Raw genomic sequence first — 13,133 nt, 5'->3', positions numbered from 1 at the left:
TTGTATAGATATAGCATGCTGAACTGCATCCATAATATTTGCCAAAGCAAAAAATTGAAAAAAACAATACTATTAATATTGCTGTTATTTGCTTTTTCTTTTCATCAATTATATGCGCAACCTATTGATGAGCATGCAACTGTTGAAACAAAAAGTTTGTATGCCTTTTTACAACTGTCTTTACAAAAAGGAATTTTATTTGGGCATCAAGATGATTTAGCTTACGGTTATAACTGGCAATACAAGAAAGGCAAAAGTGATATTAAATCAGTAATTGGCAGTTATCCGGCAGTTTACGGATTTGAAATTTCAGGTATTGAATTGGATGCAGAGCATGATATTGACGGAGTGCCCTTTGTGAAGACGCAAAAATTGATACAACAGGCTTATGAGCGGGGTGGAATTATTACCATTAGCTGGCATTTGCACAATCCTTTAACCGGAAAAACAGCCTGGGATGCTGCACCCGGAACAGTAGCATCTGTTTTGCCCGGTGGTAAAAATAATAGTTTGTATAATAGTTGGTTAGATAAAGTTGCTCGCTTCTTTAATACATTAAAAGGTAAAAGTGGAGAATATATTCCCATTATTTTTCGTCCCTTTCATGAGTTGAATGGTAATTGGTTTTGGTGGGGTAGGGTGCATTGTTCCCCGGATGAAATGAAGCAACTATATCAATATACCGTGCATTACTTAATGGATGTTGCAAACGTACATCATTTGTTGTACGCTTATAATACGGATAAATTTCATGGCTTAGAGGAATATGCAGAAAGGTATCCGGGAAATACTTTTGTTGATATTGTTGGATTTGATATTTACCAGCAAAACAATAAAGATGATGAATTTATTAAAAACTGTCGTACTATGTTGGCAGCTTTAGATACTTTTGCATTGGAAAATCACAAAATCCCTGCTTTAACTGAATTTGGATATAATACTATTCCTAACGAACACTGGTGGACAAATACCTTTTTACCGGCAGTAAAAGATGCTCGTATTGCATATGCCTTGGCATGGCGTAATGCCGGTGTTAAACATGACGGAAGTAAAGAGTATTATGTTCCTTTTAAAGGTGAGGCTTCTGCACCCGATTTTTTGCAAATGACAAAATCCGGAATGTTTTTATTTCAAAATCAACTTACTTTTTCAAAAGTGTACCAATTATTTTCTCATAAGTAGTAGTCGTTTATTAAGAATGGAACCGGGCCTTTGTTTTTACTTAGGCCTTTTTTGTATCTATATATATGTGTGCATCATCATTTTTTAAATCAATGAATTTTCTTTTCCCTAAAATATCTTTAGGCTTAAAACAAGAATACAAAATGAAATTTCTGTCGATGCCTATACACATTTTCTTATGGATTTATTTTATAACTAGCCAAACTTGGTTTACGTGAAGTGTTAACAGCTGATAACTGTTTTGATGTTTGAACGTTTATATTTTATCTGTTAATTTTTACAAATTTTATTTGTATTATATAATATATTTTCTATTTTTATTTACAATTCATTCTGGGTATACATATTTGAAACTCTTACTGAAACACTGTTGAGTATTAATAAAAATAAAATCGGTTATATGAGAAAAAATAAATTATTATTCTTTGCTGTTGTTTTAATAATGGCAGCTTGTCATCAAACCAAAATGGTGCAAAGCAGCGATGAACAAAAAATTGCAGCATTTAAAAGTGCCGCTTCTTTTGCTGCTGATAATTCATTGCCCTATCAACAATTTACACCGTCGGTTCAGTTTGTTTCTTCTCTTCAAATTCCCTCTAAAACCAATGAAACATTAATTGAAGAACAAAAAGCATTCATTGTATCCGGTGGCTTACCCGGTATGCAGGAATTAAAAGAATGGGCAGAGTTACACACACCGCTTGAAGCTTACAATATTTACGAAAAATTTATACAAGCCAATGCCAATCATCCTTATATCAATACTTATCGCCAATACGGCGGATGGCTTATTTTAAGCAGGTTAAAATTATTGTCAACTCAAAATACAAACGAAATTTTCGCTGTGTTACAACAGTTGGTACAATCGCAATATGAAGGTTATGGTTTGCTTAATTATACTTTGCAATATTTACGCAATCAGCACATGGATGAACAAAAACTTGTTGCAACAGCAAAACAAATAATGGCTTATGCCCCAACCAATATTAATTTAAAAGAAAAAATATATGTAAAAGGCAGTTTCAGTGGGGCAGATGAAATGCCCATGAAAAAGCAAGTAGATTCTTTGGTACAACGCTATAATCGTCAAAAAATTGCTGAAAATGAATTCGCCTATCAGCAAATAAAACAATTATCAGAAGGTATAATGAATTAAGATTTACTGAAAATATTGAGTATAAATGAAACCCCTTGATTCAATAACTTTTCAAGGGGTTTTCTTATATATGGCAAATAAATTGTAGTTATTATTTTATCTAACTGAAAGATACATGCCTTTTCTGTTTTTTTTAGTTAGCACTATTTGCCACAAATGATTGTTTCTTGCCCTGAACGAAGCGGCACTTACGGATAAGTAGTAGGTCCACATTCTGTAAAACTCATTAGAATAATGCTGTTGTATTTGTGGCCAATTGTTTTTAAAGTTATTGAGCCAGGCCATACAGGTTTTATCATAATATAAACCAAAGTTATGCCAGTCTTCCATTACAAAGTAACCATCAATGGCTTTTGCTATTTGAGGAATAGAAGGCAACATACCATTAGGAAAAATGTATTTATTAATCCAAGGGTCAGTAGTACTTACACTTTCACTACTGCCGATAGTGTGTAATAAAAATATACCATCCTCAGTTAAATTTTCATGGGCTAGTTTAATGAAATGATGATAATTTAAATGTCCAACGTGTTCAAACATACCAACAGAAACAATTCTATCAAATTGCTCATGAACATCTCTGTAATCTTGTAATCTAATTTCAACAGGCAAGCCCTCATTTACTTCTTTAGCAATAATTACTTGTTCTTTTGATAGCGTAACACCTACAACGGATACACCAAAATTCTCTGCCGCATATTTTGCCAATCCTCCCCATCCGCAGCCAATATCTAACAATCGCATGCCGGGTTCCAGTTGTAATTTTCTACATATTAAATTTAATTTTGCTTCTTGTGCTTCATCAATATTTTGTGCATTCTCCCAATAAGCGCAAGAATAAATTAATCTTTTGTCTAGCATATTTTTATAAAGGTCATTCCCAATATCATAATGCACATAGGCAACTTGTTTAGATCTTTCTTTGGTTTGTTTATTAATAAATCTGCTGGCAAATATGTATGATAATACTTTCAAATTTTTTTTAATCTTAGTTTCAATTTTGGCTGTTAGCACCTTGTAGAAAAATTCATCCAGCGCATCGCAATCCCATAAACCATTCATGTACGCTTCACCTAATCCAATTGAACCTTCATCAATTACCTGTTTGTAAAATTTATGGTCATTAATTTGTGGGTCCCATTTATGCTTACCATTAATGTGTATGTCTGTTTCCGATAATAGGCTTTCTATTACTTTCTGTTCTTTACTCATTTTATATAATTGTTATATGTATTTCAAAAAAAATCCCATCAAACGCAATAATGGTTTGTTGATTACTGTTTAAAAGTATTGTTTAGTAATTTCTTACCGGAATAACAACAACTTGCGGCATTAACCTTGCTTGATTGGTATTAGGACAACAAATATTTTTTAGGTAATGCATTATTGGAATAAGCAAGTGAAAGGAAGGAATGGGCATTAATAAATTGGGGAAATAAAATGGCTTTTTCATCGAAATAACATTTGTGGCAAATGCCGGTTAACGTTTGTAGATGCCATTAACCTTAATATAGAAATATATCCAGGTGGTTTAAGTAGGAAGGCCTCATTTCCCTGTTAGGGTGTAAAGGTACAACTGTTTGACAAATTTATTTTAGTAATGTTCCATTAACTTTTGAAAGGGAAAATTTCAATAAATTAATGCAATAAAAAAAACCGCTTGATTGGCGGTTTTTTGTAGAGCGTACGGGAATCGAACCCGTGATTCATCCGTGAAAGGGATGCGTCTTAACCCCTTGACCAACGCTCCATTTGTTTTTGGGAGTGCAAAAATAGGGGTAGGCTATATTCTCTCAAAATTTTTCAGCAAATTTATTTTTTGGATAGTTATGTCATTATTCATCATTCATCATCAAATACATATTTTTTTTGATTTGCATCAATAAATATGAAATAGCCTTATTTAGCAAAATACAAAACAAATAGTTAACAACAAAGCTGTAATTTTGCCAACGATTTATCTTTTTTATCATTTAAATACTTGTAAAAATGAGTACAGTTAAAGTTGCCATTAATGGCTTTGGACGAATTGGCCGGTTAGTATATCGCCAAATTTTTAATATGGAAGGCATTGATGTAGTAGCTATAAACGATTTAACCAGTCCGAAAGTGCTGGCTCATCTGTTAAAATATGATAGTGCACAGGGTAGATTTGATGCTACTGTTACTGCTACTGAAAATTCAATTGTAGTGAATGGTCATGAAGTAAAAATATATGCGCAGCGCGATCCTGCACAAATTCCCTGGGGCAACCATCAGGTAGATGTTGTAATTGAATCAACCGGATTCTTTACCGATAAGGCTAAAGCTGAAGCCCACTTAACAGCAGGTGCTAAGCGTGTTGTAATTTCTGCGCCTGCAACGGGTGATTTGAAAACCATTGTGTTCAATGTAAACCACCAAATATTAGATGGGTCTGAAACTATCATTTCATGTGCTTCTTGTACTACCAACTGTTTGGCCCCAATGGCAAAAGCTTTGAATGATGCCTTTACCATTGAAGTTGGAAGTATGACCACCATACATGCTTATACCAACGACCAAAATACTTTGGATGCACCACATGCAAAAGGCGATTTAAGAAGGGCACGTGCTGCTGCCGCTAATATAGTACCAAACAGCACCGGTGCTGCTAAGGCCATTGGTTTGGTGTTACCCGAATTAAAAGGTAAATTAGATGGTGGTGCTCAACGTGTACCGGTTATCACCGGCTCATCTACTGAATTAACCGCTGTATTGGCTAAAAAAACAACCGCTGAAGAAATCAATGCTGTTATGAAAGCAGCCAGCAATGAAAGTTTTGGTTATAATGAAGATGAAATTGTAAGTAGTGATATTATTGGTATGCACTACGGCTCATTGTTCGATGCTACTCAAACTAAAGTAATTTCAGTAGGCGATAAGCAATTAGTGAAAGTTGTAAGCTGGTATGATAATGAAATGAGTTATGTATCACAATTGGTACGCACTGTTCGTTATTTTGCCGGATTGATAAAAAAATAGCTAAAAGCCGGTATCACCGGCTTTTTTTATTTGATATTATTTTATTGTTATCTTGAGGGGGCTTTCTAAATAAATAGAAAAAACATGAGCAAATTTTCTAATTTCAATTTTAATGGCCAAAAGGCCTTAATAAGGGTTGATTTTAATGTGCCTTTGGATGCAAATTATCAAATCACAGACGATAATCGCATGCGGGCTACCATTCCAACCATCAAAAAAATTTTAACAGATGGTGGAAGTGTTATTTTAATGAGCCATTTAGGTAGACCCAAAGATGGTCCATCGGAAAAATATTCTTTAAAACATTTGGTGCAACATTTATCAGAATTGCTGGGTGGCACACCTGTGCAGTTTGCTAATGATTGTATTGGTACTGAAGCATACAATAAAGCCGCAGCATTACAATCTGGTGAAGTATTATTGTTAGAAAATCTTCGCTTTTATAAAGAGGAAGAATTAGGCGATAAATCCTTTGCAGAAAAATTAGCCAAATTAGGAACTGTTTATGTAAATGATGCTTTTGGTACTGCACATAGGGCACATGCTTCTACAGCTGTTATTGCGCAATTTTTTCCTGCCGATAAAAAAATGTTTGGGTTGTTAATGGAAGCTGAAGTTTCCAGTGCAGAAAAAATCATGCATCAAGCTGAAAAACCATTTGTTGCTATTATTGGCGGTGCCAAGGTTTCCGATAAAATTTTAATAATTGAAAATTTATTGAAAAAAGCTACTGATATTATTATTGGCGGTGGAATGGCATATACGTTTATGAAGGCTAAAGGTGGTTCTATTGGAAGTTCATTATGCGAAGACGATAGAATTTCCACAGCAAAAGAATTGTTGTTAGCTGCTGAAAAGCAAGGCGTATGCATTCATTTGCCCGGTGATAGTATTATAGCCAATAAGTTTGCTGCTGATGCAGAAACTTCAACAAGCCCTTCTAACAACATTCCCGATGGTTGGATGGGTTTAGACATTGGCCCTGAGGCATGTGAACAGTTTGCACATATTATACATTCCGCCAAAACCATTCTTTGGAATGGCCCAATGGGTGTTTTTGAAATGCCCAAATTTCAGCATGGAACCAAAGCCATAGCCGTTGCTGTTGCAGAAGCTACACAGAAAGGTGCCTTTAGCTTAGTAGGTGGAGGCGATAGTGTTGCAGCAGTAAATCAGTTTGGTTTTGCTAATAAAGTAAGCTATGTTAGTACGGGTGGTGGCGCTATGCTGGAATATTTTGAAGGCAAAGTTTTGCCGGGAATAGCAGCCATTAATAGTTGATAAATCAACTAAATAATTTTCAACCATCCGAAAGGATGGTTTTTTTGTGCCATTTCGGCTGAAAAAATTTTAGGCATATATTTTGAAAAATAAATCCATAAGTTCATTGCAAACATTTATCTTACAAAAAAAACAGCAACAAATATTCAAATATTTTTTATTTTTTTACATGTTTAAAACCCCGCAAGTATGAATTCAAAAACCCTTACACTCATTATTATTGCTGCTATTATTTTACTATTAGGCGGTTGTGGATGTAACAAATACAATGGTTTGGTACAAGGTGAACAGGCTGTTAAACAAGCTTGGAGTAATGTAGAAACCAATTATCAACGCCGTACCGACTTATATAATAGTGTCATTAAAACCATTGAAGGCTCTGCTAACTTCGAAAAGTCAACCTTAAAAGAAGTAATTGATGCTCGTTCTAAAGCAACCAGCGTAAATGTAGACATTAATGATCCGCAAAGCTTGCAAAAGTTTCAACAGGCACAAGGCCAATTGCAAGGGGCATTTAGCAGATTAATGGCTGTGGCTGAAGCTTACCCTAATTTAAAAACTACGCAGGCATTTCAAGACTTTCAGGCACAAATTGAAGGAACAGAAAATCGCATTAATGTTGCCAGGCGCGATTATAATACCGCAGTTAATAGTTATAATTTAAAAGTACGTACATTCCCCAATAATATTTTTGCCGCCATTTTTCACTTTAGCGAAAAACCTTATTACCAAGCCGATCCCGGAACTGAAAAAGCGCCCGATATTAATTTCAACATTAAATAATTTTTATTAATGGGAATTTTTTCACCAAAAAAAACCAAGGATTTTTTTTCCGAGCAGGAAAAAAAATTAATTGTATTAGCCATACAAAAGGCTGAAAAAATTACCAGTGGTGAAATACGTGTTTACGTTGAAAATACTTGTAATAACCAAAATCCTGTTGAAAGGGCTGCACAAATTTTTGCTGAATTAAACATGCAATTAACACAGCAACGAAATGGGGTTTTGGTTTATATAGCTATACAAAGCAGAAAATTGGCCATTTATGGCGATGTAGGCATTCATGAAAAAGTTGGTCAGGAATTTTGGGAAAAAGCTGTTCAGGAAATGTTGCAACATTTCAATGCCAGTCATTTTGCTGAAGGCATAACAATAATTATTAATAAAATTGGTATGGCCTTAGCTACTCATTTTCCTAATCAAGCCGCAGCTGATGGCAATGAACTACCTGATGATATTGTTTTTGGGGATTAAACATTTACTGTTCTGCAGCTAAAGTTTGAAGCATATTAAAAATGAAAAAATTAATTCTCTTTATTTTGCTTCTGTTGCCAAGTTTTTTATGCTTGGCACAGGATGTTTTGCCTAAGCCCAATCCTCCCAGGTTGGTAAATGATTATGCCAATGTATTAACTCGCCAACAAAATGAAGCATTAGAAGAGAAATTAGTTGCATTAGATGACTCTACTTCCAACCAAATTGCCATTGTATTGGTTAAGACTTTAAATGGAGAAGATATTGCAGATTATGCCAATCGTTTGTTCAGAGCTTGGGGCATAGGAAACAAAAAAACAAATAATGGCATTTTAATTTTAGCAGCTATTGATGATAGAAAAGTTTGGATAGAAATTGGCTACGGTTTAGAGGGGGCTATTCCCGATATTACTACTTCAGAAATTTATAGAAATGATATTGTGCCTGCTTTTAGGCAACAAAATTATTACGAGGGGCTGAATAAAGCTACCGATGATTTAGCAAAGGCTGCTGTTGGTGAATATAAAGTAGCAAGAAAAAAAGATGTACCTACCGGAAGTGGTGCATTGGTGTTTATTATATTGTTATTGATTGTTTTTTTTATTTTACGTAACATGGGCCGTGGGGGAGGTGGGGGCGGTGGATTAATTGCGCCCATCATTTTATCCGGCATGTTAAATAATAGAGGTAGTGGCAGTTGGGGTGGATCCGGAGGCGGCGGTGGCGGCTTTGGTGGTTTTGGCGGTGGAAGTAGTGGGGGCGGTGGAGCCGGTGGTAGTTGGTAATTGCTATTGGACTATAAAAAATAGTAAATTTTTTTTCATTTGTTTAAAATGATATTTTTGATTTACATTAAATTTTAAAAACATAATATGAAACATTTATTTTTATCCCTGCTTACTTATGGTAGTTTATTGGCTGTGCATGCTCAAACCAACTTGCCACAACCCGGAAAAACTTTTAAAACAGTTACTGATATTAAAGTTACTACCAATATAAATTTTGCCGGACAGGATATTGAAACTGTTACAAGCGGGCAAACTACTACAATTGATACCATTAAAAATGTTAGTGCCAATGGTTACACCTACTCAGCTACCATTACAAGAGTTAAAGGTGGCGTAAAAGTGATGGGGCAGGATCAGAACTTTGACTCAGACGATTCTGCTTTGCGTAATAATCCTGAAATGGCTGATTTATTCAAAGCATTAAATGTTCCAAATTTAATTGAAGTAAAAGATGGTAAATTATTTTCGCAGTCACAAAAAGTAGATGCCATTATTAAAATGGGCGGTGCTGATGATCAGGCAAAATATTTGTTTTTATTACCTGCCAATAATTTAAAAGAAGGTTTTCAATGGACTGATTCTACCACCAGCGAAGCCGATTCTAAAACAGTTTCACAATACACCATTAAGCAAATTACCGACAATACGATTGTGCTGGAAGTAAAAGCCAATATGGTTTTAAAAGAAACAATGAACAGAAACGGTATGGACATCGTTCAAAATTTAAAAGGCACTGCCCTGGCTACAAGAACCTATAATAAAGCCAGTCGTTTATTAATGAACGAAACCAGTAATGTTGATTTAGGAGGAACAATGGAAATGATGGGACAATCTGCACCTGTTACATCTAAAGGTACAATTACAACTACAGTAACTGATTAATACTAATATTTGTATGATAAAAAAAATGCCGTAACTAATATAGTCACGGCATTTTTTATGGAATTGATTTTTTTATTTTAATTTTTCGGTAATATAATTAGCTAAGTTTACTTGACCCATTGTTTGTTTTTTAGATTTTAGTTCATTCAAAAACAATTTAATAAATGGATCAGTTTGTTCATGATAAGCTTGGGGAATATCATTCTTAAACTGGATAATATAATCAACGCCGCGCTTAAATTGAGTGCTATCATTAATTTTAGCTAAATAAACGGTGAAGTCGGGTAACAATTCAAACTTTTCTTGCCCAACAGGTAAAGCATTAAAGTTATAAGCTACATAATCAAAATTATCAGCATCGCCATAACGCATAAACATATTTACAATAGAAGATAATAAACGTCCTTTGGCAGTTGCTTTACTAAGCGTTAGTGCTTGTTTAAAGGCTTCCACACTATCAATTTTGCTCAAAGCATTTAAAGCTGCGCCGGCTACAGAATAAGAGGAATCTTGTAACGAGTTAATAAAGAAACTTTTGTAATCTTTATTTTTTAATTTACCTAATACATCTATGGCACCGGCTTTCACTAATTTTTTGGGGTCAGACTTAGCTAGTTTCTCAATTTTATCAATAGTAGGCTGGTGCAAAGTTTGGCTGGTATTATTAAAAATATTTAATGCCTGAAGACGCACTCTGAAAAAAGGATCATATAATGCATTTTCAACTAAAGTGTAACCCAAAATATCATCTAAATGATTACCCCCATAAACAACAGCTTCTCTTTTGTCTAAATAATTTTGCGCATGGTTGTATTGATAAAAGAACTCTGAAACAGTTTTGTGATCCGTTTTTTGTGCCAATAAAATTTTATCGGCATCAACATTTACTAAATTAGGTTTTTCATCAACTTTAAAGTAAAAAGTATCAATTGCATTTTCTGCACAAACCTGGTACCGTTGCCTGTTTTCGCCTGTGTAAATATCAATAGCAAAAGGTAATTTGAAAATTTTGCCTGTTACTTGTTTTTGTTGAACAATTACTTTTTCTAAATGGGCTTTATCATCGTACACATAGTTAATGTCTAAAATGGGATGGCCACTTCCAAAATACCATTGATTAAAAAACCAATTCAAATCTTTACCTGTAACAGCTTCAAATGCAAGGCGCAGTTTTACGGCACTGCCATTACCAAATTTATTACTATTCAAATACAAATTCAACGATTTAAAAAATGCACTATCTCCTACATAATTTCGCAGCATGTGAAGAATTCTTCCGCCTTTATTATAGCTAACAGCATCAAACATGTCTTCACGGTTTTCATAATAAAAGCGAACCAAATCTTTGTTATCACTATTACTTAAGAAATAGTCGTTCATATCTTTCCAGTTCTGATAATCACCTGCTTCCTTTCCATATTTGTAAGTATCCCAAAGCACTTCACTGTAATTCGCAAAACTTTCATTTACAGTTAAATTGCTCCAGCTTTCGCAGGTAACATAATCGCCAAACCAATGGTGAAATAGTTCATGCGCAATGGTTTCTTCCCAAATATTTTCATCTGTTAATTGGCGGGCATCTTGTTGTGCACTTTCCTGATGTAATACTGCAGTTGTGTTTTCCATGGCGCCGCTCACATAATCGCGTCCTACAATTTGAGCATATTTTTGCCAAGGAAAATCAATTCCTAAAATGTTTGAATAAAACTGAATCATTTCAGGTGTATGTCCGAATATTTTTCTGGCAACGCTTTCATAAGGCTTTTCTACATAATACGATACTTCTTTCCCTTTATAACTATCTTTCACAATGGCATAGTCGCCAACCCCAATAAAAAATAAATAGGGACTATGAGGTAAATCCATTAACCAAGTATCGGTTCGTGTATTGTTGTTGTTTTTTTGCTGTTTAATCAATTTACCATTTGATAGTGTTACATATTTATCAGGAACCGTTAAAATAAATTCATTTGTACATTTTTGGTCGGGTTTATCAATAGTAGGAATCCAAACAGAGTTCGATTCTGTTTCACCTTGTGTCCATATTTGTGTAGGTTTATTGGGGTCTTTGCCTAATGGGTTAATAAAATATAATCCCTTGGCATCAGTAATAGCTGCACTTCCTTCCCCTTTAAAATCATTGGGCCTTGCTGTGTATTGAATGTAAATGGTATATTTTTCGTTTTGTGTGTAGCTTCTATCTAATTTAATTTTCAATTGCAAACTATCGTATTGATAGGTAAGGGGCAACATTTTTCCATTTTTATCCATTGCTATTTTATCAATTTGCATACCCTTTGCATCTAAGGTTAATGAGTCTGTTGGATAAAAATGAGGTTTCAGTGTAATCCATTCCTTACCATTTAAATAACTATGAGCATAGTCGAAACTTGCTTCTAATTTGGTATGTACCAGGTCATTGATTTTTGTTGCAAAACCGCGATATATTTTCTGCCAATCATCTGCTTTTTGAGAAAATGCTGAAGCATAGGTAAAAACAAAAAATGCAAATAATAATTTTTTCATGTGTTTTTTTGCTAATGATTAATGAATAAAATTGTGAAAAGTTTGTTTGCGAAAATAAATAGGGAATAAAGATAATAAGGCAAGGTTTAGTTTTGGTTAAAGAAAGCCAAAAACACAAAAAATATTGCTTTGGTAAGGGTATCTGATAGCTCGCATTTTTCAGTTAGCTTTGTGTAAATTTTAATGAGTAATGATTTTCAAGAAAATAGCTTTAGCCATTCTTCCCTTTTTTGTTGCATGCTTTTTTATCAATGAAAATGGGTTTGCGCAGAATTATCATTTTGTTTATTTACAATCGGCCAACCGGCAACCCTATACGGTGCAGTTAAATGAACAAAACTATGCTTCAACCGCAGGTGGTTATATGATTATTCCCCGATTAATGCCCGGGAAACATCAAATTCAGTTACAATGGCAGCAAAATCCATCATTAGTACTAAATTTTGAAATACCTGTTTCCGATCAGGATGCGGGCTATAATTTATCAAAAGGTGAGAATGGCAATTGGCAATTAACCGGTTTATCGAATGAACTGGTAATTGCAGCTACCATGCCTTCCGGTTCAGAAAGTTCAACAGTTGCTCAAACTACACAAATACAAAATAATAATATTGCGGCTTCTTCCACCAATAATAATCCGGCATCTACTACAGCAACATCAACTACAGCAGCAGCTGTAAAACCATTAAAGGCGAACGCTGCTGAACCCAATTCAGTTAATTCAAATAATTCAGGTACTGTTTCAACTAATACTGATGCTGTTATCAAAAAACAAGTAATGCCTAAACCGGTAACACGTGCAACCAATAATGGCAATGTGGCTAAAACTTTTGAAAGAATGAGTGCAGAAGGGCTGGATCAAATTTACGTGGTGCAGGGTGTTAGTAAACCCGACACAGTTGCTGTATTCATACCTTTAAAACAGGCTCCTAAAGCTGAAGTAAAACCAGCAGAAGTTCCGGCAACGCCACAAATGCCAAAAGAAGTAGTTACAACGGTGGCTACCAATACAATTGACAGTTCCGGTAATTTGAATGCAACTAATAATGATAATCAAAATA

The 13,133-nt window shown here is 34.5% G+C and carries 12 protein-coding genes and 1 tRNA gene (1 of these 13 cut by a window edge); 9 read left to right on the top strand and 4 right to left on the bottom strand.

The genetic code is table 11. The annotated features are described in order from the left end of the window. The first annotated feature begins 54 nt into the window (after positions 1-54). Together LX80_RS06835 and LX80_RS06830 are read left to right on the top strand one after the other, a co-directional pair. Complete coding sequence (locus LX80_RS06835; protein ID WP_170120395.1) at positions 55-1,182, top strand: glycoside hydrolase family 26 protein; 1,128 nt, start codon at positions 55-57, stop codon at positions 1,180-1,182. 400 nt (positions 1,183-1,582) lie between these two features. Then, positions 1,583-2,338: a hypothetical protein gene (locus LX80_RS06830; RefSeq protein ID WP_146250406.1), complete on the top strand. Its 756-nt coding sequence runs from the start codon at positions 1,583-1,585 to the stop codon at positions 2,336-2,338. 96 nt (positions 2,339-2,434) lie between these two features. On the opposite strand, the gene cfa is transcribed toward LX80_RS06830, so the two are convergent. The 3 genes from cfa to LX80_RS06820 form a co-directional block, all read right to left on the bottom strand. After that, positions 2,435-3,550, bottom strand: a complete 1,116-nt coding sequence (gene cfa / locus LX80_RS06825; protein ID WP_111294544.1) for a cyclopropane fatty acyl phospholipid synthase — start codon at positions 3,548-3,550, stop codon at positions 2,435-2,437. An 82-nt stretch (positions 3,551-3,632) separates the two neighbouring features. Next, complete coding sequence (locus LX80_RS14450) at positions 3,633-3,791, bottom strand: hypothetical protein (protein WP_170120394.1); 159 nt, start codon at positions 3,789-3,791, stop codon at positions 3,633-3,635. Between the two features lie 225 nt (positions 3,792-4,016). Further along, a tRNA-Glu gene (locus LX80_RS06820) sits at positions 4,017-4,088 on the bottom strand. A 239-nt stretch (positions 4,089-4,327) separates the two neighbouring features. Here LX80_RS06820 and gap point away from each other — a divergent pair. From gap to LX80_RS06790, 6 genes are all read left to right on the top strand, one after another. Next, a complete protein-coding gene (gap, locus tag LX80_RS06815; RefSeq protein WP_111294542.1) occupies positions 4,328-5,341 on the top strand; it encodes a type I glyceraldehyde-3-phosphate dehydrogenase in 1,014 nt (337 codons plus the stop codon). A gap of 84 nt (positions 5,342-5,425) precedes the next feature. Next, positions 5,426-6,622, top strand: a complete 1,197-nt coding sequence (locus tag LX80_RS06810) for a phosphoglycerate kinase (protein WP_111294540.1) — start codon at positions 5,426-5,428, stop codon at positions 6,620-6,622. Between the two features lie 189 nt (positions 6,623-6,811). After that, positions 6,812-7,405 carry a LemA family protein gene (locus LX80_RS06805; RefSeq protein ID WP_111294538.1) on the top strand — a complete coding sequence of 198 codons (594 nt, stop codon included), beginning with the start codon at positions 6,812-6,814 and terminating at the stop codon, positions 7,403-7,405. A 9-nt stretch (positions 7,406-7,414) separates the two neighbouring features. After that, positions 7,415-7,876 carry a TPM domain-containing protein gene (locus tag LX80_RS06800; protein ID WP_111294536.1) on the top strand — a complete coding sequence of 154 codons (462 nt, stop codon included), beginning with the start codon at positions 7,415-7,417 and terminating at the stop codon, positions 7,874-7,876. A gap of 41 nt (positions 7,877-7,917) precedes the next feature. After that, positions 7,918-8,661: a TPM domain-containing protein gene (locus LX80_RS06795; protein ID WP_111294534.1), complete on the top strand. Its 744-nt coding sequence runs from the start codon at positions 7,918-7,920 to the stop codon at positions 8,659-8,661. An 87-nt stretch (positions 8,662-8,748) separates the two neighbouring features. After that, positions 8,749-9,546, top strand: a complete 798-nt coding sequence (locus LX80_RS06790; protein ID WP_111294532.1) for a DUF6263 family protein — start codon at positions 8,749-8,751, stop codon at positions 9,544-9,546. Positions 9,547-9,618: 72 nt separating this feature from the next. On the opposite strand, the gene LX80_RS06785 is transcribed toward LX80_RS06790, so the two are convergent. Beyond that, a complete protein-coding gene (locus LX80_RS06785; protein WP_111294530.1) occupies positions 9,619-12,072 on the bottom strand; it encodes a M1 family aminopeptidase in 2,454 nt (817 codons plus the stop codon). A gap of 190 nt (positions 12,073-12,262) precedes the next feature. Here LX80_RS06785 and LX80_RS06780 point away from each other — a divergent pair, with 190 nt between their 5' ends. Further along, on the top strand, positions 12,263-13,133 hold the 5' portion of the coding sequence (locus tag LX80_RS06780; RefSeq protein WP_111294528.1) for a DUF4476 domain-containing protein. 344 nt of this gene lie beyond the right edge of the window; the window shows 871 of its 1,215 coding nt (coding positions 1-871); the start codon lies at positions 12,263-12,265; the stop codon falls past the right edge of the window.

Source organism: Hydrotalea sandarakina, assembly GCF_003254115.1.
In the GTDB taxonomy this organism is placed as follows: Bacteria; Bacteroidota; Bacteroidia; order Chitinophagales; family Chitinophagaceae; genus Hydrotalea; species Hydrotalea sandarakina.
Note: the sequence above shows the minus strand (reverse complement) of the source record. Positions and strands in the feature narration are given on the sequence as shown.